Raw genomic sequence first — 24259 nt, forward strand, 5'->3', positions numbered from 1 at the left:
CCGGCCATGAGCGTGCGGCATTTCGACATCGTGGTGATTGGCTCGGGTCCTGGTGGCGAGGGGGCCGCCATGAAGGCCGCCAAGTCCGGCAAGCGGGTGTGCGTGGTGGAGCAGCGCCCGCTGGTGGGCGGCGCCTGTACCCATACCGCCACCATCCCCTCCAAGGCGCTCCGTCATGCGGTGCAGCGCCTGGTGGACGTGCAGAGTGATCATCCCGAGCTGCGCGTCGAGCTGTCCAAGAGCTGGAAGTTCGAGGACATGATGCGGACGGCCACGTCCGTGGTGTCGCGCCAGGTGCGGCTGCGCACCACCTTCTACGAGCGCAACCGGGTGGAGCTGGTGGTGGGACGGGCGCGCTTCCTGGATGCGAACACGCTCGAGGTCAGCGAGCCGCGGGGCGCCAGCGAGCAGCTGTCCGCCAAGGCCTTCGTGCTGGCCACGGGCTCGCGCCCCTACCGCCCGCCGGAGCTGGACTTCCAGCACCCGCGCATCTTCGACTCGGACACCATCCTCACACTGCGCGAGGCGCCGCAGACGATGATCATCTACGGCGCGGGCGTCATCGGCTGCGAATACGCGTCCATGTTCCGCATGCTCGGCGTGAAGGTGGACCTGGTGAACACGCGCGAGCGGCTCCTGTCCTTCCTGGACGATGAAATCTCCGACGCGCTCTCCTACCACCTGCGGGAGCAGGGCATGCTCATCCGCCACCACGAGCAGATGGAGCGGGTGGAGGCTCGCGAGGACGGCGTGGTGCTGTCCCTCAAGAGTGGCAAGCGGTTGAAGTCGGACATCTTCCTGTGGGCCAACGGGCGCACGGGCAATACGCAGGACATGGGGCTCGAGGCGCTGGGCATCCAGCTGGACTCGCGCGGCAACGTGCAGGTGAACGACGCGTACCAGACGGTGGTGCCCCACATCTACGCGGTGGGAGACGTGGTGGGCATTCCCTCGTTGGCGAGCGCCTCGTATGACCAGGGCCGCTTCGCCGCCACCCACATCGTCGAGGGGCGGCTGGAGCACAAGCTGGTGAAGGACATTCCCACCGGCATCTACACCAGCCCGGAGATCAGCAGCCTGGGCCGCACCGAGCAGGAGCTCACGCGCGAGGGGGTGCCCTACGAGGTGGGTCACGCCTTCTTCAAGAGCCTGGCGCGCGCGCAGATTACTGGCCGCACGGTGGGCATGCTCAAGCTGCTCTTCCACCGGGAGACGCGGGAGCTCCTCGGCATCCACTGCTTCGGGGACAACGCCTCGGAGATCATCCACATCGGCCAGGCCATCATGGCGCAGGAGAGGCCGGGTAACTCCATCGACTACTTCGTCAACACCACCTTCAATTACCCCACCATGGCCGAGGCGTACCGTGTGGCCGCGCTCAACGGCCTCAACCGGCTTTTCTGAGGGGGGTTGAATCCCCACGGGCCTCGGATAGTAGACGGAGGACGGGCACGCACGGCGCGTGCCCGGTGAACCCGAGGCACGGAATGCAGGACATGGAGGGAGTGGGGGAGTTGAATCCGGCGGTCGTGGAGTCGCTGGTCGGGAACCACCGGCGCTTCCTGAGCTTCCTCGAGCGACGGGTGGGCAACCGGGCGCTCGCCGAGGAGCTCCTCCAAGCCGCCTATGTGCGGACGCTGGAGAAGGGAGGAGAGCTCCAGGAGGGCGAGGGCGCCGTCGCCTGGTTCTACCGCCTGCTGCGCAACGCGCTCGTGGACCACTACCGCCGGCAGGGCGCCGAGGGCCGGGCCCTGGAGCGCGAGGCCCGTGAGGTCTCCGAGTTGGGGCCGGATCCGGAGCTGACGCAGACGGTCTGCGCGTGCATCCACGAGCTGCTGCCCGCGCTCAAGCCCGAGTACGCCGAGATGGTGCGGCAGGTGGACCTGGAGGGCCGCGGAGTCCCCGAGGTGGCCCGGGAGGCGGGCATCACCACGAACAACGCCGGGGTGCGGCTCCACCGGGCGCGTCAGGCGCTCAAGAAGCAGCTGGAGCGGAGCTGTGGCACGTGCGCGTCACATGGGTGCCTGGACTGCACCTGCGGCAAGCCGGGCGGAGGCTGCAAGACGCCCGCTTGACGGGCAGGCGGCCCCGGTTACCTCCTGGGCCGAACCGAGGCGTGCGGCGTGACCACTGTAAGGGTCTGGCGTTCGTTCCGTTTGCCCGGGTGAAAGGAGCAGTTCCTTCTCATGGCCCACGAGCACACCCATTCGCACGACTCCCATGCCGCCCACTCGCACGGCGCTCCTCCCAGCGCGGAGGGCAAGGTGTTGGATCCGGTCTGCGGCATGATGGTCGACCCGGCGACCGCCAAGGGCGGCAGCCATGTCCACAAGGGCGCGACCTACCATTTCTGCAACCCGAAGTGCCGCGAGCGCTTCGCCGCCGAGCCCGAGAAGTACCTCCCCAAGGATCCCGTCTGCGGGATGTCGGTGAACCCGAACGCGCCCAGGGGCGGCACCCACGTCCACGAGGGGAAGACGTACTTCTTCTGCAACCCGAAGTGCCGCGAGCGCTTCGCCGCCGAGCCCCAGAAGTACCTGGAGGCCAGGTCCGAGCCGGAGCCAGTGGAGGCCCCACCGGGCACGATGTGGATCTGCCCGATGGACCCCGAGGTCCGCCAGGACCACCCGGGCGCCTGCCCCAAGTGCGGTATGGCGCTGGAGCCCGAGCAACCGGTGACGCTGGCGGCCCGCACCGAGTGGGTGTGCCCCATGCACCCGGAGGTGGTGCAGGACCATCCAGGCACGTGCCCCAAGTGTGGCATGGCGCTGGAGCCGCGCACGGTGCTCCCCGAGGAGCAACCGGACCCCGAGCTGCGGAGCATGACGCGGCGTCTCTGGGTGAGCGTCATCCTCTCGCTGCCGCTGCTCTTCCTGGGCATGTCCGAGATGATTCCGAGCCAGCCGGTGCAGCGCGCCTTCGACGCGCGGATGCTGGCGTGGATGCAGCTCGCGCTGGCCACGCCGGTGGTGCTCTGGGGCGGCTGGCCCTTCTTCGAGCGCGGCTGGGCCTCGGTGAGGAACCGGCACCTCAACATGTTCACCCTCATCGCCATCGGCACGGGCGCGGCGTACCTCTTCAGCGTCTTCGCCACGTTGGCGCCGGGGCTGCTGCCGCATGCCTTCACCGGCCACGCCGGCGCGGTGCCCGTCTACTACGAGGCGGCGGCGGTCATCGTCACGCTGGTGTTGCTGGGGCAGGTGTTGGAGCTCCGGGCACGGCGTGCCACCTCGGGAGCCTTGCGCGCGCTGCTCAGCCTCGCCCCGTCCGTGGCCCGGCGCATCCGCGAGGATGGCCGCGAGGAGGACGTCTCGCTCGAGCAGGTGAAGGTCGGTGACTCGCTGCGCGTGCGCCCTGGCGAGAAGGTGCCGGTGGATGGCGTGGTGGTGGAGGGCGAGAGCGCGGTGGACGAGTCCATGGTGACGGGCGAGTCCATCCCCGTGGAGAAGGTCCCCGGCGCCCGCGTCACGGGTGGCACCGTCAACGCCACGGGCAGCCTGGTGATGAAGGCCGAGCGGGTAGGGCGGGACACGCTGCTCGCGCGCATCGTCCAGCGGGTGAGCGAGGCCCAGCGTTCGCGCGCGCCCATCCAGAAGCTGGCGGACAAGGTGGCCGCGATCTTCGTGCCGGCGGTCATCGCGGTGTCGGTGGTGACATTCCTCGTGTGGGCCTTCTTCGGCCCCGAGCCGCGATTGGCGCACGCGCTGGTGAACGCGGTGGCGGTGCTCATCATCGCCTGCCCGTGTGCGCTGGGCCTGGCCACGCCCATGTCCGTGGTGGTGGGGACGGGCAAGGGCGCGGGCGTGGGCGTCCTCATCCGCGACGCCGAGGCGCTGGAGCTGCTGGAAAAGGTGGACACGCTGGTGGTGGACAAGACGGGCACGCTCACGGAGGGCAAGCCGAAGCTGGTGTCCGTGGTGGCGGCGGACGGCGTGGACGAGGCGAGGCTGCTTCACCTGGCGGCGAGCCTGGAGCGGGGCAGTGAGCACCCGCTGGCGGCGGCGGTGGTGGCGGGAGCCGAGGAGCGTGGGGCCGTGCTGACGGCGGTGCAGGGCTTCCGCTCGGTGACGGGCAAGGGCGTGACGGGGCGCGTGGATGGCGCGGAGGTGGCGCTGGGCAACGTGGCGCTGCTGGAGTCACTGGGCGTGGACGCGGGGGCGCTGCGGCCCCGCTCGGAGGCGCTCCGGCGCGAGGGCCAGACGGTGATGTACGTGGTGATGGACGGGAAGCCGGCGGGGCTGCTCGGGGTCGCGGATCCGGTGAAGGCGACCACGTCCGAGGCCCTGGCCACGCTGCACCGCGAGGGCGTACGCGTGGTGATGCTCACGGGCGACAGCCGCACCACGGCCGAGGCGGTGGCGCGCCAGCTGGGCATCGACGAGGTGGTTGCGGAGGTGCTGCCCGAGGGCAAGGGCGACGTGGTGAAGCGGTTGCAGGCCGAGGGCCGCACGGTGGCGATGGCGGGGGACGGGGTGAACGACGCACCAGCGCTGGCGCAGGCGGACGTGGGCATCGCGATGGGCACGGGCACGGACATCGCGATGGAGAGCGCGGCGGTGACGCTGGTGAAGGGAGACCTGCGGGGCATCGCCCGGGCGCGGAAGCTGAGCCGGGGCACGCTGCGCAACATCCGGCAGAACCTCTTCTTCGCCTTCGTCTACAACACGCTGGGCGTGCCCATCGCCGCGGGGGTGCTGTACCCCTTCTTCGGGCTGTTGCTGAGCCCGATGCTCGCGGCCGCGGCGATGAGCCTCTCGTCGGTGTCGGTCATCAGCAACGCGCTGCGGTTGCGCAAGCTGGACCTGTAACCCCGGCTTTCAGTTGGCCGTCAGGGTGGCCTTCAGCGTGTAGTCGGCGGTGGCGTCGAACGCCCCGTTGTAGCCGAGGACCTTCACCCAGTAGGTTCCGCTCTCTCCCACGGTGTAGTCGATCCACTCGTTTCCGGTGCCGGGTGCACCGGACATCCCGACCGTCGAACCGGTGGGGTGGATCAGCTGCAGGTTGTAGTTGGCGGGCAGTTGGGTCAGGTCCACGCGGAGGTGGGCGCCTGCTCCCAGCTCGATGCGGAAGTAGTCCACATCCGATGCTCTGCTGATCTTGCTGGTGTAGGTAGTGCCAGCGGAGATGGGATGGGCCGTGGTGAGGCTGTCGTTCGGCTCATACGGGTCGATGGCCCACGACGGTGGAGGGTCGGTCACCGTCAATTTCAACGCATAGGCGCTGCTCGCGTCGTACGCCCCGTTGTAGCCGAGGATCTTCACCCAGTAGGTTCCGCTCTCTCCCACGGTGTAGTCGATCCACTCGTTCCCGGTGCCGGGTGCACCGGACATCCCGACCGTCGAGCCGGTGGGGTGGATCAACTGCAGGTTGTAGTTGGCGGGCAGTTGGGTCAGGTCCGCGCGGAGGTGGGCGCCTGCTCCCAGCTCGATGCGGAAGTAGTCCACGTCCGATGCGTTGTCGATCAGGCCGCGGTAGGTGAGGTTTGGCAGAAGCGGGTACGCAGCGGAGCGGCTGTCGTTCGGCTCGTACAGGTCGGTGGCCGGCGGTGGCGTCGGGTCGTTCAGGGTCAGTCTCAACGCATAGGCGTTGCTCTGGTCGTACGCTCCACCGTAGCCGGAGACCTTCACCCAATAGGTTCCGCTCTCCGCCGCGGTGTAGTCGATCCACTCGTTCCCGGTGCCGGGTGCACCGGACATCCCGACAGCCGAGCCAGTGGGGTGGATCAATTGCAGGTTGTAGTCGGCGGGCAGTTGGGTCAGGTCCACGCGGACGTGGGTGCCCGCGTCCACTTCGATGCGGAAGTAGTCCACGTCCGATTCGCTGCTGATCTTGCTGCTGTAGGTGATGTCGGCGGAGATGGGATGAGCGGCGGTCAGGCTGTCATTCGGCTCGTAGGCGTCATGCGGCGCCGGAGTGCCCACGCCCACGCCATTCCATGCGTAGATGACCGCGTACGTCTGCGCGGAGGCCGAGCCGAACAGGTCGTTCGCCGCCTGGATCGTCGCCATGCGCGCGTCGCTGAACTGCGAGGTGCTCGTCATGTAGTTCTTCAATGCCCGGTACCAGATCTGCCCGGCCTGGTCCTTCGTGACCCCCGGTGCGGTCGCGACGAGATAGAAGGCCCGGTTCGGAATACCGGAATTGGAGTGAACGCCACCCAGATCGTTGTCTCCGTCGATGGGCAGGTTCAGGTAGTCGCTCATGTGGGCTGGATCGTCGTGGTCCGACGGGGAGCGGAGCGAGCGGATGGCTCCGTTGGGCAGGTCTTCCCCGATGAGCCATTGATCGTCGTCGTCGATCAGCTCGCCGAACACGTCCGCCCACGACTCGTTGAGCGCACCGGATTGGGCCTCGTAGATGAGCCTCGCCGTGTACGCCACCACGCCGTGCGTGTACTCATGGCCGACGATGTCGAGCCTGCCCCATTCCGGACCGAAGTGGAGGGTGCTGGCAGCGGTATCGTAATAGGCATTGGCCATGGTGCCGAAGTTGGCGTACGCCTTCACGGTGCGGCCGTGATCGTCGAACGAATCGCGGCCCAGCTTGTTCTTGAAATAGTCGTAGGACAGGCCGGTGAAGGCGTGCACGTCGACCGCATCCGGGTTGCTGGCCCACAGGTTGTCCTCGTCCGTGGCGATCGGCGAGTCCGGCATCTCCATCCTGTTGGCGTCATGGGTTTCGATTCGCGCGCCGCGAGTCAGATCGCGCATCTCGTAGATGCCATTCACATAATCGGAGTTCACGGTCCGGGTGACCCCTCCGAGGCCGGAGCCGGAGCCGACCGCAGCCCAGGATTCCAGTCGGGGAATTCGGTGCAGGAGCGTGCCGCCATGCGCATCGACGAACACCCACTCGCTGAACGGAATCTCCGTTTCGAGGGTCGCCAGGCTGACCACGTAGGCCAGGTGGTAGGAGCCATCGTGCGCTCGGTAGACATTCAATTCGGCGCTTTGCTCCTGGAAGGACTGGACCGTCCGCAGGCCGAGCGCTTCCTTCGCCGCCGCAACCGCTTCCCCCTGGCTCAGTCCGGGCCGGGTGTTCAGGCCATCGAGCCTGGAGACCGGCTCATAATGGCCGTTGATCGTCCTCACGTCGTCGTGCAGATCGGTGTTGACGACCAGTTCCCTGCCGAAGACCGGGATCCCCTTGTAGCGCTGCTTGAACTTGAACGTCCTGCCGTATTCGTCCTGCTGCTGGCTCTCAAGCGTCAACTCGTCGGCGGCCAGCTGCATATCGAACAAGGCTTTCTTCTCTTCGAGCACCCGCAGGGCATCGAGCGCGTTCGATGCCTTCTTGTCGCTGAGCTTGCCGAAGACAAAGGTCGGAATGCCCTTTTCCGCGTTCCAGCCGATCCGCTCTTCGCCCTGACTATCGGTCGTCAGTTGGTTCAGGAGGCGGAGCTTTTCCTGGCGGGAGTCGAGGTCTTCTTCACTGACCTGACTGCATGCGTTGAGCGTGGTGGCCAGCGGCAGTGCGCATGCGAGCAGGAGTGCCCTCCGGCTCGACCTTTCTTGTCTCATGTCTTCAAACCCTTGTCTTTCATTGGGCTCATGCCCAATGAAGGCGCGGTTTATAGCGCGGAGTTCGAAGGAGTTGGTGTGACGAATGGAGTATGGGCGCGGATGAGCGACCTCGTTCGTTGGTATGACCCGGGTGCGCCACGGTCGGAGCAGGGATTCATGGACCTCCGCACGGAGTGGGCCCGCCCGTTCTCTCCACGACCAGCGGATCAGCGGGGCCCCCCCATCGCGAGGGAACAGACACCAGTCTTCCTCCGCGAGGTGGAAGATGCGCGCTCTCATCCTGTCCGCGGGCCTGCTCCTGGCCCTTTCGGCTCGGGCCCAGACGCAGGATCCCGGACATGGGCATGAGACCCATGGCGGGCACGAGGCACCTGGAGAGCCCTCGGCTCCTGGCGGGCACGAGGCCCACGAAGCGCAAGAGGCTCATGGCGCGCATGGCGCCGGACACAGGGGCCATGGGGGCGGAGAGTCCCTGGAGGTGCGCTCACTGCGGGACATTCCCCTGATGCGACGGGGCTCGGGCACCTCGTGGCAGCCGGACCTCATCCCTCCGTCGATGCTGCACTGGGACGTGGCGGGGTGGGGCTTCATGTTCCAGGGCCTGCTCTTCGGCGGCTACGACGTGCAGGGCGGGCTGCGGGGCATCGCCCGGGCGCGGAAGCTGAGCCGGGGCACGCTGCGCAACATCCGGCAGAACCTCTTCTTCGCCTTCGTCTACAACACGCTGGGCGTGCCCATCGCCGCGGGGGTGCTGTACCCCTTCTTCGGGCTGTTGCTGAGCCCGATGCTCGCGGCCGCGGCGATGAGCCTCTCGTCGGTGTCGGTCATCAGCAACGCGCTGCGGTTGCGCAAGCTGGACCTCTAGCCCTCGGAGATGGGGAGTCCTCCCGAGGGCCAGGCAGGCTGCCTGGCCGAGCTGGTGCGATGCTGGGGAGCCCCTACCTTCGAAAGGGTTCCAGGGGGAAGGGATTCCGGAGGTGATGACATGGACGTGAAGCGGGAAGTGGTGGTGGTGACGGGGGCGTCCGCTGGCGTGGGCCGGGCCGTGGTACGGGAGTTCGCCCGGCGCAAGGCGTGTATCGGCCTGCTCGCTCGCGGGCAGGATGGGTTGAGGGCGGCCGCGCGCGAGGTGGAGGAGCTGGGTGGCGAGGCGCTCCTCCTGCCATGTGACGTGGCGGATGCCGCCGGGGTCGAGAATGCCGCCGCCGAGGTGGAGCGGAAGTGGGGTCATATCGACGTCTGGGTGAACTGTGCCATGTCCACCGTCTTCGCTCCCGTGATGGAGACGACACCCGAGGAGTTCCGGCGTGTCACCGAGGTGACGTACCTGGGTTATGTGCACGGCACCCAGGCGGCGCTCCGGCGGATGAAGCCGCGCAATCAGGGCACCATCGTGCAGGTGGGCAGCGCGCTCGCCTTCCGGAGCATCCCGCTGCAATCGGCCTATTGCGCGGCCAAGCACGCCATCACGGGCTTCACCGAGTCGCTCCGGTGCGAGCTCGTCCACGAGCGCAGCAAGGTGCACGTCACGGAGGTGCATCTGCCCGCCGTCAACACGCCGCAGTTCGACATCCAGCGCAGCAAGATGCCCCGGCAGGCCCAGCCGGTTCCTCCCATCTTCCAGCCTGAAATCATCGCTCGCGCCATCGTGTACGCGGCGCACCACCGGCGCCGCTCCATCTGGGTGGGCTTCCCCACGGTGAAGGCCATTATCGGGGACAAGTTCATCCCCGGGCTGCTGGACTGGTACCTCGGGAAGAAGGGCTACAACAGTCAGATGACGGAGGAGCCCGCCCGGAAGGACCGTCCCGACGCCCTCTTCTCCCCCGTGCCGGGAGACCATGGCGCTCACGGCCGCTTCGATGCGCGGGCCAAGAAGCGCAGCTTCCAGGTATGGGCCAACCTCCACCGGGGCTGGCTGGCGGTCGCGGGCCTCGTCGCCACGGGGGTTGTCGGAGCCGGGCTGGCCGCACGCCGGTAGTGCTCAGGGGACACCGCTCGTCCAGGAAGCCCCACACGTCGCGCGCGCCGCCCAGCTCCAGCCGGAGCTGGTCTCCCTGGATGGCCCGTGAGCATGGAGAAGAACTCCGCGCGGAACGCCATCAGCAGGGCCTTGCCCTTGCTGTCGGTCATCCTCGAGGAATCCCCAATCCATGAGTGGAGGCTTCGGTAGGGGCTCCAAGGTGGCAACTCACTCCTGGCGGACGCTCTCTTGCTCATGCGTTGGCACGCTGGACCTGAATCACACGGGGCTGCCCGCCCGTCCTCCCGGCGGCCGGCGGAGCAACCCAGTCCCTCCCTCCGCGAGGGAACAGACACCAGTCTTCCTCCGCGAGGTGGAAGATGCGCACTCTCATCCTGACAGCGGGCCTGTTCCTGGCCCTTTCGGCTCGAGCCCAGACGCAGGATCCCGGACATGGGCATGAGACCCATGGCGGGCACGAGGCACCTGGAGAGCCCTCGGCTCCTGGCGGGCACGAGGCCCACGAAGCGCAAGAGGCTCATGGCGCGCATGGCGCCGGACACAGGGGCCATGGGGGCGGAGAGTCCCTGGAGGTGCGCTCACTGCGGGACATTCCCCTGATGCGACGGGGCTCGGGCACCTCGTGGCAGCCGGACCTCATCCCTCCGTCGATGCTGCACTGGGACGTGGCGGGGTGGGGCTTCATGTTCCAGGGCCTGCTCTTCGGCGGCTACGACGTGCAGAGCGGGCCGCGGGGAGACAGCGCGTTCACCGCACTCGGCTGGCTGATGCTCATGGTGAACCGGGAGCTGCCCTCGGGGCAGCTCGTCGGGAGCATCATGGTGAGCCCCGAGCCCTTCACGGCCGGCGCGGATGGCGGCTATCCGCTGCTGCTCCAGACGGGAGAGACCTACCAGGGCGAGCCCCTGCGCGACCGTCAGCACCCGCATGAGCTCTTCATGGAGCTGGCCGTCTCGTACTCGCACTACTTCTCGGACACCTGGGGGCTGCTGCTCTACGCGGCGCCCGCGGGCGAGCCGGCGTTGGGCCCGGTGGGCTTTCCGCATCGGGCCTCGGCCTGGTACGACCCGCTGGCACCACTGGGACACCACTGGCAGGACGCCACGCACATCTCCTTCGGGGTGCTGACCGCGGGCCTGCTCACGCCGACGGCGAAGCTGGAGTTCTCCTGGTTCAACGGCCGCGAGCCCGACGAGGACCGCTACGGCCTGGACCTGCGGGCGCCGGACTCGTTCTCCGTGCGGCTGTCGGCCAACCCCACGGCCCGGGTGAGCGCGCAGGTGTCCTACGGCTTCCTGCGGAGCCCCGAGCTGCTCGAACCGGACGTGTCGCTGCACCGGCTCACCGCGTCGGCCACGTACCACGCGCCCTTCGGAAGCAGGGGCTTCTGGGCGACCACGGCCATCTACGGCCGCAACGTGGAGGGCGAGGAGGCGCCCACCGACTCCTTCCTCCTGGAGAGCAGCCTGGACCTGGACGGGCACCACGTCGTCTTCGGCCGCACCGAGTACGTCCGGAAGGCGGGGCACGACCTGGTGCTCCCCGAGGCGCTGGAGCACTCCGTCTTCGATGTGGGCAACCTGGTGCTGGGCTACGTCTACAACTTCGGCCCCTTCGGGCCGGTGCGGCCGGGGGTGGGCGTGCGGGGCGCGCTGAACGTGGTGCCGGAGGGGCTCGAGCCCTTCTACGGCAGCCGCACCCCGGTGGGCGGCATGGTGTACGTCCGCCTGACCCCCGCCGGGAGCCCCCCCATGGGCAATCCCTGAGCGGCCACCAGGAAGCGTGCACTCCCCGGGCGCCTCATTAGACTGGGAGCATGTTTTCTTCTCGTGAGGAAGCCCGCGGGCCGGGCGCGCCGTCGTCAGGACTCGTCTCGGTGGTCCGGCTCCCCCAGAGCTGGTTCATCCTCTGCTCCTCGCGCGAGCTGGGGAACAAGCCGCTCGCGCGCACGCTCCAGGGCCAGCCGCTCGTCCTCTTCCGCAACGAGACCGGCAAACCCGCCGCGCTGGTGGACCGCTGCCCCCACCGCAACGTGCCCCTGTCCATGGGGCGCGTGGTGGGGGGCCAGCTCCAGTGCGGCTATCACGGCTGGCGCTTCGACGCCTCGGGCCAGTGCCGCGCCATCCCCGGCCTCATCGGCGAGCCCGGCGCGAAGTCCCGCTGCGCCTCCTGGCACGCCACGCGCGAGCAGGACGGCTTCATCTGGGTGTACTCCACCCCCGGCGTCGAGCCCTCGCACGAGCCCTACCGCTTCCCCCTGCTGGACGCCCACGGCTACAGCACCGTGCGCCGCACCCTGCGCGCGAAGGGCTCGCTCCATTCCACGCTGGAGAACACGCTCGACGTGCCCCACACGGCCTTCCTCCACGGCGGCCTGTTCCGCACCGAGAAGAAGCGCAACGAAATCGAGGTGGTGGTGCGCCGGGGCGCGGACCGCGTGGAGGCCGAGTACATCGGCGAGCCACGGCCGGAGGGGCTCGTGGGCAAGCTGCTGGCCCCCGGCGGTGGCGTGGTGCAGCACTTCGACCGCTTCCTGCTGCCGTCCATCGCCCAGGTGGAGTACCGCATCGGCGACGACAGCCATCTCCTCGTCACCTCGGCGATGACGCCCGCGGACGACTGGGACACGCTGGTGTACGCGGTCGTCACCTTCCGCATGCCCCTGCCGCACTGGTTGGTGAAGCCGTTCCTCACCCCGGTGGCGCTGCACATCTTCCAGCAGGACGCCCGCATCCTCGCGCGCCAGACGGAGACCATCCGCCGCTTCGGCTCGGAGACCTATGCGTCCACCGAGGTCGACGTGCTCGGCCCGCTCATCCTCCGCCTCCTGCGCCAGGCCGAGCGCGAGAAGGTGGTCAACTCGGTGGAAGTTCAGGAGACGCGGCTGAAGATGCAGGTGTGAACGGCGCACCTGCGCTGCAGCGGACATTCCGGGACCCGCGGGGCTCACCCACTTTCCACCAGTGCACACTGTGCCCCGGTGGGGCATGGCCGGAAGTTGGGGGGGATTGTCACCCTCCCGTCATGCCCTCCGCGCTGACCAACGAGAAACTCATTTTCGCACAGTCCGTGGATGCCCTCTTCGTGCGCGCCCTGGGGCCGCACCTCACCCGGGAGGGACGGCGCCGACTGAAGGACGTGGGCCTGGACCTGAACGAGCCGCTGCGGCCGGCCTACGCGCTCGAGCAGTGGAAGGCCTTCCTGCGCGTGGCCGCGAGCGACGTCTTCCCGGCGTCCTCGCCCCGGGAGGCGTGGTTCAGCCTGGGCGAGCGCTACCTGCAGGGCTTCCGTCAGACGGCGCAGGGGCGCGCGAGCATGTCGCTCGTGACGCGGCTGGGCCCCCGGCACACGCTGGAGCGGGTGCCGCACAACGTGCGCGCGGGCAACAACTTCAACGAGGTGCGGGTGGAGGAGCTGGGCACCCACGCGGCCACGCTGTGGATGAAGGACGTCATCGCCGACAACCCCTTCTTCGCGTGTGGCTTCCTCTCCGAGACGCTGCGCGCGGCCGGGGCCGGTGACATCTCCGTGCACCCGGTGGCCTTCGACGGGACGGCCGCCACCTTCCGGCTCACCTGGACGCACGCCGCCACCCGGCCGGCCGCCGTGGCGCTGACGCTGCGCTGAGGCTCGGGACCACGGGCGCCAACTACGTCGCCAGCACGGAGTACGCCCTCTCGCTCGCGGGCGGGCCGTCTGGCATTGCCTCGGATGACCCCATCCAGCCCAACCTGTTCCCCTCGGACGTGCAGGTGGACTTCACCACGGCCGCCGTCGCGGACACCACGCCTCCGTTGTTTCCTGGAGGGGGGCCTGGTTTCCGCGCACCTCATCCAGGAGGCGGCATGAAGGCAGGCAAGGCGAGTGTCATCGCGGTGCTTTCGTGTGCGCTGGGCGCATCCCTGGAGGACTCGGGCTCCGCGCGGTGGGACACCTTCCTGCTCACCCTCGAGCCCTGAAGAGCAGTCGATAAATCCCTCGCGGGAGCAGAGCGCGATCAGGAAGTGGAGGGGAGGGCGGAGGAAATCGCCCATCCCGAGGCGCGGAGTTGGAGGGGGGGGTTGTACAGGTGGGAAGCAGGCGAGAGCGGGATTCAACCACACAGCCCGGGGGCTCATCGCCTGGTTGGAGCCTGAGAGGCCCGGTCACACCACACGCGGCAGGGGGCTGGCCGTCAGAAGCCAGCAGGCAAGGCGGTGACCTGGTCCACCGGCACCGGACTGATGCCGCCACCGAGAGAGGCCGCGTTGCCTGGAGCCAGCTCGAGGAGGTGAGCCGGCTCGGCAAGCGCGCTCTGGCGCGCCAGCAGCGCATCCACCAGAGGCTGGCCGTGTGCGGCCAGGTTGTGCGCCAGGGCCACCAGCAAGGCGACACACTTCACCTTGTCCAGCCCCCGCACCGTCACCTGCGTCAGGCCATAGCGCCCCTTCACCTGCGCGTTGACGTTCTCCACCAGGCCGGCGCGGGCCTTGTACTGCTCCTTGGCCTCGTCGGTGCGCATGCGCTCACGCCACGCCTCTACCTCGGGGGAATGGTCCCCCTGCTGCCCGGCCTGGGCCATGCGCTCGGGCACCGAAATGAGCGCTTCAACCCCCTTGGCCGCGCACTGCTTCACGTCTGCGCACGTGGCATGGCCGCCATCGGCCAGCACGCGCTCGGGCACCTGGCCCGTGCGTTGCTCAATCTGCTCCACCATGGGGCTCACGCTGCCCATGTCGCTGCCCTGGTTGGTGACTTCCACTCCCACAATCGTTCGCGGCCCTCCCAGCGCCTCCCCAGCCACCGCGAATTGCAGGTTGTAGGCGGGTCGGAAACCCCCATCGGCCATCTTCATCACCCGTGCATCCGCATCCGTGGAGGAGGCGCGCACCTTCTCCTTGTCCGCCCCCTTCTTCCTGGCCTGCTGTTGCTTTATCGCCTCCAGCGCCGCGTCCACCCGCGCCTGGTAGTCACGCGCCTTGGCCTCTCGTGTCGCCTGCTGCCCACGCGTCAGCTCCGGGTCGTCCTTCTGCGCCAGCACCGCTTGCAAGTGCAGCTCGGCCTGCTCCTGGCACTCCCGCAGCGACTGCTCCCGCCGGAACGAAGGCGCCGAGGCACTGGCCCTCACCCGCGTGCCGTCCTGCGCCACCTGCTCCAAACTCACCAGCCCCTGCTGCAACAGCACCGAGAGCACGTCGGTAAACACCTGCTGCAACACCTCCAGGTGCTCCACCCGGAACTGGCTCAGCTTGTCGTGGCTCACCTTCACTCCACCGGCCAGCCACTGGTACGCCCTGTCCTCCTCGCACCGGCGCGCCAGCTCCGTCGCCGTCCCCACTCCCTGCTGAATCCCGTACACCCACAGCGCCAACAGCAACCGGGGACTTGTCACCGGGCGTCCCGCATGTCCCTCCACCGCCTTGGCCCCGGCCAGAAAGCCTCTCAGGTCCAACGCCTCCACCGCCGCCGCCACTACCCGCACCGGGTGCTCCGGCTCCACCAACTGCTCCGGCATCTGCTTGAACAGCCAGCCTTGCGACCTGTCCGGCTCTTTCGTCCGGACTCTTCCCTCTGCTGCCCGCGCTTTCTTCTGGCTCACTCCCCCTGCCTACTTCACATGGTACCTCTTGCACCCGAACCCCAGGGGTGGGGCTTTGCCTTCCCCACCCACCTTTGGATCACCCAGCTTTCACTTCCTGGGATTTATCGAGCGCTCTTGAGCCCGCCCTCCGGCCTCACTTTTCTCCAACCTGTCCGACAATCGGACAAGTTGCGGAAGACAGCGCCCGGAGGGTCTCCTGCTTCGACGGGCCCCTCTTCAGTGGCCCTTCGCCGCGGCCATGTAGAAGTGGATGCGCGTCACGGCCCGGTAGCCCATGCGCAGGTAGACGGGGTAGCCGGCCGGGGTGGCGTGCAGCGTCGTGCGCTGCAGCCCCTGGGTGCGGTGCGTCTCGGCGAGCGCCTTGCGGATGACGGCCTCGGCGCAACCGAGCTTGCGGTGCTCACTCATGGTCGCCACCAGCGCGACGTAGGCGATGCCGTCCACCGGGAGGACGGTCGCGCAGCTCGCGGGCTTCCCATCGCGGTAGCTCACGTAGCCCACGCCCTGGTTGTCGCCCGAGAAGTAGGCCGGCACGTCGAGGGGTTCGCGCACCAGGTCGCGTGGGGTGTCGTAGGAGTGCGCGTTGATGTCCGCCACGTCATTGCGGCCTTGTGAATCCACCGCCTGTCGGAACTCGAGGGCGGGCAGGGGCCGCACGGGCTCCACGAGGCGGTCGGTGACCATGCCGGTGGTGTCCAGGCCCGGATTGAGTCCGTAGGGGGCGAGCAGCTCGGCGGCCCGAGAACGGAACCCCGGCGCCAGCCAGTCCTCGCACACGGCGAACATCCACGCGCACCCCCGGGATTCGAAGTAGCGGGCGGCGGCGGCGGCGCTGCGCTGCAGTTCCTCCGCCGTCTCGTGGGGGCCTCGGGGCATGGCGATGTTCAGCATCTGCCAGACGCCATTGGCCGAGGCGATGTGCACTTCGGGCAGATCGAGCACCTCGCCGTTGGGGCTGTGCCGGGCGAAGAAGCGCCAGGCGCCGAGGAGCTGCGTATTGGATTCGAGGATTTCGTCGATGGGCATGTGTTCTCCAGTTTACAGATGTCCCATCCCACGGCAGCCCACCCTCCGTCCAGGCGGGTGCGTTGACGCCTCCCCTAAACCGGTGTTCAGTCAGAGGGAGAGAGCGCCATGGCCCCCCAGATTGCCCTCGATTTCGCCACGTCCCAGCAGGCCGTCCACCCGGCCCTCGAGCCGTTCCACCCGGTGGTGCAGCGGTGGTTCACCGAGCGTCTCGGCGAGCCGTCGCGCCCCCAGGTGGAGGGCTGGCCGCTCATCCAGGCGCAGCACGACGTCCTCATCGCCGCGCCCACCGGTAGCGGCAAGACGCTCACCGCCTTCCTCGCGGCGCTGGACAGGCTCTTCCGCCTGGCGCTGGAGGAGCGGCTGCCGGATCAGACGCAGGTGCTGTACGTGTCGCCCCTGAAGGCGCTGGGCAACGACGTGCAGAAGAACCTCCTCCAGCCATTGGAGGAGCTGATGCAGCGGGCGCGCGCCGCCGGCTACTCGCCCCAGGAGCTGCGGGTGCAGGTGCGCACGGGAGACACCTCGGCGTCGGAGCGCTCGCAGATGGTGCGCCGGCCGCCGCACATCCTCATCACCACGCCCGAGTCCTTCTACCTCTACCTCACGGCGGACCGGGCTCGCGCCACGCTGCGCGGGGTGTGCACGCTCATCGTGGATGAAATCCACGCCCTGGCGCGCGACAAGCGGGGCAGCCACTTCGCGCTGTCGCTGGAGCGGTTGAAGGCGCTCACGGAGGTGAGGCCGCAGCTCATCGGCCTGTCGGCCACGCAGAAGCCGCTGGAGGCGATCGCCGCCTTCCTCACGGGAGAGCGGGCGGAGGAGTGCCGGTTGGTGCAGGTGGGGCACCAGCGGCCGTGGGATTTGCGGGTGGAAATACCCGACGCGGAGCTGGGCTCGCTGGCCACGAACGAGATGTGGGGCCAGGTGTATGACCGGCTGGTGGCGCTGGCGGGCGAGCACCGAACGACGCTCGTCTTCGTGAACACGCGGAAGATGGCCGAGCGCGTGGCGCACGACCTGGGCGAGCGGCTGGGGGCGGACAAGGTCGCGGCGCACCACGGCAGCATGTCGAGGGAGATGCGGCTGTCGGCCGAGGAGCGGCTGAAGTCGGGGCAGCTGTCGGTGATGGTGGCGACGGCGTCGCTCGAGCTGGGCATCGACGTGGGCAACGTGGACCTGGTGGTGCAGCTGGGCAGCACGCGCTCCATCGCGGTGCTGTTGCAGCGGGTGGGCCGCGCGGGCCACTACAAGGGAGGAATCTCGAAGGGCATCCTCATCGCGCAAACGCGAGACGAGCTGATGGAGTGCGTGGCGCTGTTGAACGCGGTGCGCGAGGGGGACCTCGACGCGGTACGGATACCCGAGAAGCCGCTGGACGTGCTGGCGCAGCAGGTGGTGGCGGCGTGCGCGTGCGAGGAGTGGGACGAGCGGGCGCTCTACAGCCTGTTCCGCCGGGCGTACCCGTACCGGAACCTGACGTACGAGGAGTACGAGAAGGTGCTGGAGACGCTTTCGGAGGGCGTGTCGCTGCGGCGAGGCCGTGCGGGGGTGCACCTGCACAGAGACAGGGTGAACCAGCGGCTCAAGGCGCGCCGGGGCGTGCGGATCACCGCGCTCACCAACGGAGGGGCGATTCCGGACACCTTCACCTTCAACGTGGTGGCGGAGCCCGAGGGCAAGGTGGTGGGGACGCTGGACGAGGACTTCGCGGTGGAGTCGACGCCCGGGGACATCTTCCTGTTGGGGACGACGGCGTGGCGGATCCAGCGGGTGATGGGGGCGTCGGTGATGGTGGAGAACGCGCACGGGCAGCCGCCGACGGTGCCCTTCTGGCGAGGCGAGGCGCCGGGGCGCACGGACGAGTTGAGCGCGCACGTGGGCCGGCTGCGCGAGGAGCTCACCCAGCGCGAGGACGCGGCGCTCTTCCTGGAGAAGGAGCTGAAGGTGCCGCCGCCGGCGGTGGACGCGCTGCTCGCGTATCTGAGGGCGGGGCAGCAGGCGCTGGGCGTGGTGCCGAGCCACACCACCATCGTGGCCGAGCGCTTCTTCGACGAGGCGGGAGGGATGCAGCTCATCATCCACGCGCCCTTCGGGAGCCGGGTGAACCGGGCGTGGGGACTGGCGCTGCGCAAGCGCTTCTGCCGCACCTTCGACTTCGAGCTGCAGGCGGCGGCGACGGAGGACGGACTGCTGCTGTCGCTGGGTGAGCAGCACTCGTTCCCGCTGGAGGACATCTTCGAGTTCCTCAACCCGGCGAACGTGGAGGAGGTGCTGGTGCAGGCGGTGCTGCAGGTGCCGCTGTTCGGCACGCGCTTCCGGTGGAACGCGACGCGAGCGCTGTCACTGTCGCGCTTCGCGGGGGGCAAGCGGGTGGCGCCGAACCTCCAGAGGGCGAGGAGCGAGGATCTGCTGGCGGCGGTGTTTCCTGCGCAGGTGGGGTGCCAGGACAACCACGGAGGGGCGGACGTGGAGCTGCCGGACCATCCGTTGGTGAAGCAGACGATGGAGGACTGCCTGCGCGAGGCCATGGACGTGGAGGGCCTGCGTGAGGTGTTGAGGAGGATGAAGGATGGGCGCATCAAGCTGGTGGCGAGGGACGTGCCGGAGCCGAGCGTGTTCGCCCACCAGATGGTGAACAGCCAGCCCTACACGTTCCTGGACGACGCACCGGCGGAGGAGCGGCGGGTGCGCAACGTGGTGCTGCGCCGGACGCTGCCGGCGGAGGACGCGGCGTCGTTTGGAGCACTGGACGCGGATGCCATCGCGCAGGTGGTGAGGGACGCGGCGCCGCCGATGAGGGACGAGGACGAACTGCACGACGCGCTGCTGCAACTGGTGTTGATGCCCGAGGAGGAGGTACCCAAGCGCTTCGTCCCGAGCCTCATGACACAGCGACGGGTGGCGTGGCTTGCGACGGACAAGAGACGTTTCCTGGTTCCGGCCGAGCGCCTGAGCGCGATCCGAGCACTGTTCCCCGAGGCCGAGCTGCAACCGGCGTTGATGCCACTCCCTGGAGACAAACCAGTGGAGAAGGAAGCAGCGGTGTCGCAAGTGGTGCGAGGGTGGATGGAGCTACTGGGGCCGACGACGGTGGGGGAGTTGGCGGAGCGAACGGCGCTGAACGAGTCCGAGATAAACCTGTCGTTGCACCAACTGGAGTCAACGGGAGGAATCCTGAGAGGCCGATTCCGCCCAGTGATTCCACACTCGAGTTCGACCCTCTCCCTCTGGGAGAGGGACGGGGTGAGGGTATCGGAGACCGAGGGTTCCACCCCCGCCGTGGTGGAGTGGTGCGATCGCCGGCTCCTGCAGCGAATCCATCGCCTGACGGTGGGGCGGCTGCGCAAGGAAATCGAGCCCCTCAGCGCGCAAGACTTCATGCGCTTCCTCTTCCGGTGGCACCACCTGGAGGAGCTGGACGCACTGCGAGGCTCCACGGGGCTGTCGAAGGCAATCTCTCTGTTGCAGGGCTACGAAGCACCGGCATCGGCATGGGAGCGCTACCTGTTACCCGCGCGGATGAAGGGGTACCTGGGAGATCTGCTGGAGAGGGCCTGCTACTCGGGAGAGGTGGCGTGGGGCCGGCTGACGCAGAAGGAGGCGAAGCCCACCCCCGGCCCACGCCGTGGAGCCCCAGCCACCCCCCCCGAACCAGAGGCCCCGCGCGCGCGAGCGGCGACGCCGAACCGCAACGCGAGCCTGACCTTCGTGCGCCGGGAGGACCTGGACTGGATGCTATCGGCGGCGAGGCCGAACGCGGTGCTTTCAGACGGAGGCGTGTGGGTGCCGCCGGACCTGTCGGGGCCGGCGAAGGACGTGGTGACGGTGCTGGAGCAGCGGGGGGCGTGCTTCTTCAACGATCTCTGCTCGCGCTCACGGAGGCTGCCCGCGGAAGTCGAGGACGCGCTGTGGGAGCTGGTGGCCCGGGGACTCGTCACCGCGGACGCGGTGCAGAACCTGCGAGTGTTGCAGAGCCCGGCGCAGCGCAAGCGCCAGAAGCTGTTGCAGCGAGGAGGCCCGGGCCGCTGGAGCCTGCTGGTGCCCTCGGAGCCGAAGGCCGAGGACGAGGTGCGTGAATCCCTCGCACGGCTGTTCCTCCAGCGCTACGGCATCGTCTGGCGAGACCTGGTGATGCGCGAGTCACTGGCACCGTCGTGGCGCGAGCTGCTGTACGTGTACCGGCGGATGGAAGCGCGAGGCGAAATCCGTGGAGGCCGTTTCGTAGCGGGCTTCGTAGGAGAGCAGTTCGCGCTACCGGAGGCGGTGGACGTCGCGCGAGCCGTACGGAGACAAGTGCCCTCGGGCGTGCGCGTGCAGCTCTCGGCGGTGGATCCGCTCAACCTGACGGGCGTGGTGACACCGGGACCGCGAGTACCGGCCACGGTGGGCAACGTCGTCACGTACGTGGACGGAGTGCCGCAGGGCTTCGACGCACAGGGAGACGAGGAAGAAGGGGAGGGCGAGGACAGCTCCGGCGAGACGGCACAGGCCAACTGAGCCCAAGATGGCGCTGTCGTCTTTGCCAGAAGGAAGAACACATGAAGGGCCTTGCCCTTTGTTTGGGCTTGCTGCTCGCGTTCTCCGCTTCAGCCAACTCTCTGCAGCTGTGTCGCTCGTTCTCGCGAGCCCTCGCGGCGCTGCCGGCGACGATGACGGATGATGCCAAGGCCCTGCTCACCCCAGCGAACCTGGCCTTCATGGGAACCCCGACGGCTGCATGGATTGGGTCTCGAGGTATCCCCATCGTCGGCGAAGCGGTGGATGTCGCGCTGCTCGCGCTCGGTGTGACACTCCAGGCCGGGTCGTGGTCAAGCTCCAGTAAGAAAGTGCCTGATGAGCTACATCATCATCAAGACGGATTGGGTTCTCGATGCCCGGGAATTTTCGGAGCAGTTGCTGGCACGTTGGCCAGAGGCCCAGATATTTGAATCAATCCTACTTCTCAGCGGGAGGGAGTAGTCCCTCTGTCTCCGCGTAATCCCTCGTGATCTGAATCTCGATGTGGAGGCTGGTGAAGTCAGGAAACATCCGCTCCGCCAGTTCGCCGAGCTGAAGAGCTTTTTTCAAGGACTCTTTTGTCCGCTCATCATTCCAGTACCGGATCTTCCCGAGCCATGCATCTCGAAGCGTGTCCAACGCCTTCTGTTCCCCCTCCTCGTAGAGCCGCATGGCCTCGTGGGGGGATGCTCGGAAGGCGTCCAGGAAGTGGCCCAACTCCACCACGGTCTGGGCGCTGCGGTACGAGCCAAAAACAGCCGCTTCCAACAGGCGCTGGATCTCGGAGGACACTTCCTCGGCACTTCTGTCGGGCTGGTCGATGGATTGCTGCAACCAGGCGAGATAGAGGAGATTGTGTGTGAAGGCGGGGCAGGTTTCAGCGAGTTCGCGATGCAACCTCAACTGCTCCGGATTGCCACGCACGTCCTTACCGGCTGCCTTGGCGGCTTCGAATTTCGCAACCAACTCCTCGAGACTGGGATGTTTCATGGCTCTATCTCACAACTTCCCCATGAGGCGCTCTGGCTGTTCGAGCAGTTTCTTGACCATCTTCAACTGGAGTTTCGTCGCCAGACTGAAGTCGTTTTGCTTCTGCATCTTGATGATCTCGAACAGGGTGTAATCTTTGAGTTGAGTAGGGAAGTCGGGGGCTCGCTGAAGGGTCGCGGGAATCTGCCCCAACTTCATGTTGAGCAGGGTGATCCTGTCCATCATTCGCGTGGCCATCGGAGCGGCGATGAGTCCCGATGCCTTCGCCTCGGCAATCAATGCCTCGGCCTCTGCGAACTGGCCATTGTTGATGAGCACCCAGATCCGAGCGGAGACCGAGTTGCCACCCTTGAGGCGTACGCCTTCGCCGGGCACATCTGCGTCAGCCGTGTCAGCAACCCAGCCGGTGTCTGGCTCCTGGCGGACCGCATTGTTTTGATGGCTGCAGCCGCCGGAAAGAAGAATGGCTCCTACGAGGAGGAACAGATAGGCCTTCACGCTTGGACCCTCGTGGTCGAGCTTCTTTGTCGCGGATGTGGATGGAGATGGGGAGCGCGGCGGGAGTGCGCTCCCCATCTCGGCAAGGCGCTACATCGCCCGGCCTTCCTTCCAGGCCTGCAGGAGCTGCTCATAGGGCACGGTCTCGCCCTTGGGCTTCTCATTGGCCAGCTTCGCCTGGGGCGCGCCCGGCGCGTCGAACCAGAACTTCGCGTCCTTCACCGGGTTGAGCTTCGGCGGGCAGTTCTGCATGCCCGCGCGCTCCAGACGGCCCAGCACGTCGTCCATCTGCTCGGCCAACGTGTCCATGGCCTGCTGCGGCGTCTTCTCGCCCTCGACGGCCAGGCTGATGTTCTGCCACCACAGCTGCGCCAGCTTCGGGTAGTCCGGCACGTTGGTGCCCGTGGGCGTCCACGCCACGCGCGCCGGGCTCCGGTAGAACTCCACCAGGCCGCCGTACTTGTCCGCCACCTTCGTCACGTGCTCGGAGCGCACGTCCGAGTCGCGGATGGGCGTGAGCCCCACCAGGAACTTCTTGAGCGACGTGGTCTTCGCCACGGTGAACTGCGCGTACAGCCACGCGGCCTTGCGGCGCTCCAGCGGCGTGCTCTTGAGCATCGTCCACGAGCCCGTGTCCTGGTAGCCCAGCTTCGTGCCCTCCTGCCAGTACGGGCCGTGCGGCGAGGGCGCCATGCGCCACTTCGGCGAGCCGTCCGCGTTCACCACCGGCAGCCCCGGCTTCATCAGGGGCGCGGTGAAGCCCGTGTACCAGAAGATCTGCTGGGCCACGTTGCCCTGGCCAGGCACCGGTCCCGCCTCGGAGAACGTCATGCCGGCGGCCTGGGGCGGCGCGTACTTCTTCAGCCAGTCGATGTACTTGGTGAGCGCGTACACCGCGGCCGGGCCGTTCGTCTCGCCGCCGCGCGCCACCGAGGCGCCCGCCGGGTTGCAGCCCTCCACGCGGATGCCCCACTCGTCCACCGGCTTGCCGTTGGGGAAGCCCTTGTCACCCACGCCCGCCATGGACAGCCACGCGTCCGTGAAGCGCCAGCCCAGCGACGGGTCCTTCTTCCCGTAGTCCATGTGGCCGTACACCCGGACGCCGTCGATCTCCTTCACGTCGTTGGTGAAGAACTCGGCGATGTCCTCGTAGGCCGACCAGTTCACCGGCACGCCCAGCTCGTAGCCGTACTTCTTCTTGAAGCGCTCGCGCAGGTCCGGCCGGCTGAACCAATCGTGGCGGAACCAGTACAGGTTGGCGAACTGCTGATCCGGCAGCTGGTACATCTTCCCGTCCGGACCGGTGACGAAGCTCTTGCCCATGAAGTCGTCGATGTCGAGCGTGGGCAGCGTCACGTCCTTGCCCTCGCCCGCCATGAAGTCCGACAGCGGCACCACGTGCCCGTAGCGCACGTGCGTGCCAATCAGGTCGCTGTCGTTCACGTACATGTCATAGATGCTCCGGCCCGACTGCATCTGGGTCTGGAGCTTCTCGATGACGTCGCCTTCCTGGATGAGGTCGTGCTTGACCTTGATGCCAGTGATTTCCTCGAAGGCCTTGGCCATCGTCTTGGACTCGTAGACGTGGGTGTCGATCGTCTCGGAGACCACGTTGATGGTCTGGCCGCGGTAGGGCGCGGCGGCGTCGCGGAACCACTTCAGCTCCGCGAGTTGTTGCTCACGGGTCAGGGTGCTCGGTTGAAACTCCTGGTCCACCCACTTCTCGGCGGCCTTCTCCAGGGCGGCGGTGTCCACCTGCTGCGGCTGCGCGGCGGCGGGCTTGCTGCCCTCCTCGGACTTCGACTCCTTCTTGCACCCGGCCACGGGGACTGCCAGGGCCAGGGCCAGTGTCCATCTCAACGTGTTCTTCAAAGGGCTACCCCCAGCGTGCGATGACAAGCATGAACAACAACGACAGACCTACGGCGAACCAGACAGATGCGTCCGTCAGTCCCACCCACGAGAGGTGGATGAACGCGCTGCCCATCAGCCCGACGAAGAGGCGGTCTCCGCGGGTGGTGGTCATGGGCAGCAGGCCCCGGCGGGGGAGGGAAGGGGAGCGAATCCCCCAGACGGTGTAGACCGCGAGCAGCATCACGATGACCACGAAGAAGCTGGCCGTCGGTGCCGTCCAGGCCATCCATTCCATGTCCATGG

16 protein-coding genes and 1 pseudogene are annotated in these 24259 nt (G+C 67.8%); 10 read left to right on the forward strand and 7 right to left on the reverse strand.

All coding sequences use genetic code 11. The annotated features are described in order from the left end of the window. The first annotated feature begins 6 nt into the window (after nt 1-6). From sthA to JQX13_RS22830, 3 genes are all read left to right on the forward strand, one after another. Nucleotides 7-1404, forward strand: a complete 1398-nt coding sequence (gene sthA, locus JQX13_RS22820; protein ID WP_203411033.1) for a Si-specific NAD(P)(+) transhydrogenase — start codon at nt 7-9, stop codon at nt 1402-1404. 83 nt (nt 1405-1487) lie between these two features. Next, entirely contained in the window at nt 1488-2075 is a 588-nt protein-coding gene (locus tag JQX13_RS22825; protein ID WP_203411034.1) for an RNA polymerase sigma factor, read from the forward strand. A 111-nt stretch (nt 2076-2186) separates the two neighbouring features. Beyond that, a complete protein-coding gene (locus tag JQX13_RS22830; RefSeq protein ID WP_203411035.1) occupies nt 2187-4808 on the forward strand; it encodes a heavy metal translocating P-type ATPase in 2622 nt (873 codons plus the stop codon). 9 nt (nt 4809-4817) lie between these two features. Here the strand turns inward: JQX13_RS22830 and JQX13_RS22835 are convergent, their stop codons facing one another. Continuing rightward, nucleotides 4818-7520: a M4 family metallopeptidase gene (locus JQX13_RS22835; protein WP_203411036.1), complete on the reverse strand. Its 2703-nt coding sequence runs from the start codon at nt 7518-7520 to the stop codon at nt 4818-4820. A gap of 625 nt (nt 7521-8145) precedes the next feature. On the opposite strand from JQX13_RS22835, the pseudogene JQX13_RS56430 reads away from it, so the two are divergent. From JQX13_RS56430 to JQX13_RS22860, 5 genes and pseudogenes are all read left to right on the forward strand, one after another. Continuing rightward, nucleotides 8146-8388, forward strand: a pseudogene (locus JQX13_RS56430) (copper-transporting ATPase); the annotation flags it as partial. 120 nt (nt 8389-8508) lie between these two features. Further along, nucleotides 8509-9504: an SDR family oxidoreductase gene (locus JQX13_RS22845; RefSeq protein WP_203411037.1), complete on the forward strand. Its 996-nt coding sequence runs from the start codon at nt 8509-8511 to the stop codon at nt 9502-9504. 362 nt (nt 9505-9866) lie between these two features. Beyond that, nucleotides 9867-11273 (forward strand): hypothetical protein, encoded by a 1407-nt coding sequence (locus JQX13_RS22850; RefSeq protein WP_203411038.1) that lies wholly within the window; start codon nt 9867-9869, stop codon nt 11271-11273. Nucleotides 11274-11323: 50 nt separating this feature from the next. After that, on the forward strand, nt 11324-12409 hold the full coding sequence (locus tag JQX13_RS22855; protein WP_203411039.1) for an aromatic ring-hydroxylating oxygenase subunit alpha: 1086 nt from the start codon (nt 11324-11326) through the stop codon (nt 12407-12409). A gap of 122 nt (nt 12410-12531) precedes the next feature. Next, the gene (locus tag JQX13_RS22860) at nt 12532-13134 is read left to right on the forward strand and encodes a DUF2378 family protein (protein ID WP_203411040.1); all 603 of its coding nucleotides are present in this window, start codon (nt 12532-12534) and stop codon (nt 13132-13134) included. Between the two features lie 547 nt (nt 13135-13681). Here JQX13_RS22860 and JQX13_RS22865 read toward each other — a convergent pair. Next, complete coding sequence (locus JQX13_RS22865) at nt 13682-15085, reverse strand: transposase (RefSeq protein WP_203407889.1); 1404 nt, start codon at nt 15083-15085, stop codon at nt 13682-13684. 219 nt (nt 15086-15304) lie between these two features. Continuing rightward, nucleotides 15305-16114: a GNAT family N-acetyltransferase gene (locus JQX13_RS22870; RefSeq protein ID WP_203411041.1), complete on the reverse strand. Its 810-nt coding sequence runs from the start codon at nt 16112-16114 to the stop codon at nt 15305-15307. Between the two features lie 108 nt (nt 16115-16222). Here JQX13_RS22870 and JQX13_RS22875 point away from each other — a divergent pair, with 108 nt between their 5' ends. Continuing rightward, on the forward strand, nt 16223-20614 hold the full coding sequence (locus JQX13_RS22875; protein ID WP_203411042.1) for a DEAD/DEAH box helicase: 4392 nt from the start codon (nt 16223-16225) through the stop codon (nt 20612-20614). 41 nt (nt 20615-20655) lie between these two features. Continuing rightward, complete coding sequence (locus tag JQX13_RS22880; protein ID WP_203411043.1) at nt 20656-21045, forward strand: hypothetical protein; 390 nt, start codon at nt 20656-20658, stop codon at nt 21043-21045. A gap of 7 nt (nt 21046-21052) precedes the next feature. On the opposite strand, the gene JQX13_RS22885 is transcribed toward JQX13_RS22880, so the two are convergent. From JQX13_RS22885 to JQX13_RS22900, 4 genes are all read right to left on the reverse strand, one after another. Beyond that, on the reverse strand, nt 21053-21604 hold the full coding sequence (locus JQX13_RS22885; protein WP_203411044.1) for a hypothetical protein: 552 nt from the start codon (nt 21602-21604) through the stop codon (nt 21053-21055). Between the two features lie 9 nt (nt 21605-21613). After that, nucleotides 21614-22102: a hypothetical protein gene (locus tag JQX13_RS22890; protein ID WP_203411045.1), complete on the reverse strand. Its 489-nt coding sequence runs from the start codon at nt 22100-22102 to the stop codon at nt 21614-21616. Nucleotides 22103-22192: 90 nt separating this feature from the next. Next, complete coding sequence (locus JQX13_RS22895; protein WP_239015035.1) at nt 22193-23962, reverse strand: ABC transporter substrate-binding protein; 1770 nt, start codon at nt 23960-23962, stop codon at nt 22193-22195. Between the two features lie 16 nt (nt 23963-23978). Further along, nucleotides 23979-24257, reverse strand: coding sequence for a DUF2160 domain-containing protein (locus JQX13_RS22900; protein WP_203411048.1), 279 nt, complete (start codon nt 24255-24257; stop codon nt 23979-23981). Between the last annotated feature and the right edge of the window lie 2 nt (nt 24258-24259).

The sequence above is a fragment of the Archangium violaceum genome (assembly GCF_016859125.1).
GTDB classification, from domain to species: Bacteria; Myxococcota; Myxococcia; order Myxococcales; family Myxococcaceae; genus Archangium; species Archangium violaceum_A.

What these genes read in the sequence shown, in the direction of transcription:
- sthA (WP_203411033.1), top strand. Translation starts at nt 7, where the DNA reads ATGAGCGTGCGGCATTTCGACATCGTGGTGATTGGCTCGGGTCCTGGT.
- JQX13_RS22825 (WP_203411034.1), top strand. Translation starts at nt 1,488, where the DNA reads ATGCAGGACATGGAGGGAGTGGGGGAGTTGAATCCGGCGGTCGTGGAG.
- JQX13_RS22830 (WP_203411035.1), top strand. Translation starts at nt 2,187, where the DNA reads ATGGCCCACGAGCACACCCATTCGCACGACTCCCATGCCGCCCACTCG.
- JQX13_RS22835 (WP_203411036.1), bottom strand. Translation starts at nt 7,520, where the DNA reads ATGAGACAAGAAAGGTCGAGCCGGAGGGCACTCCTGCTCGCATGCGCA.
- JQX13_RS22845 (WP_203411037.1), top strand. Translation starts at nt 8,509, where the DNA reads ATGGACGTGAAGCGGGAAGTGGTGGTGGTGACGGGGGCGTCCGCTGGC.
- JQX13_RS22850 (WP_203411038.1), top strand. Translation starts at nt 9,867, where the DNA reads ATGCGCACTCTCATCCTGACAGCGGGCCTGTTCCTGGCCCTTTCGGCT.
- JQX13_RS22855 (WP_203411039.1), top strand. Translation starts at nt 11,324, where the DNA reads ATGTTTTCTTCTCGTGAGGAAGCCCGCGGGCCGGGCGCGCCGTCGTCA.
- JQX13_RS22860 (WP_203411040.1), top strand. Translation starts at nt 12,532, where the DNA reads ATGCCCTCCGCGCTGACCAACGAGAAACTCATTTTCGCACAGTCCGTG.
- JQX13_RS22870 (WP_203411041.1), bottom strand. Translation starts at nt 16,114, where the DNA reads ATGCCCATCGACGAAATCCTCGAATCCAATACGCAGCTCCTCGGCGCC.
- JQX13_RS22875 (WP_203411042.1), top strand. Translation starts at nt 16,223, where the DNA reads ATGGCCCCCCAGATTGCCCTCGATTTCGCCACGTCCCAGCAGGCCGTC.
- JQX13_RS22880 (WP_203411043.1), top strand. Translation starts at nt 20,656, where the DNA reads ATGAAGGGCCTTGCCCTTTGTTTGGGCTTGCTGCTCGCGTTCTCCGCT.
- JQX13_RS22885 (WP_203411044.1), bottom strand. Translation starts at nt 21,604, where the DNA reads ATGAAACATCCCAGTCTCGAGGAGTTGGTTGCGAAATTCGAAGCCGCC.
- JQX13_RS22900 (WP_203411048.1), bottom strand. Translation starts at nt 24,257, where the DNA reads ATGGACATGGAATGGATGGCCTGGACGGCACCGACGGCCAGCTTCTTC.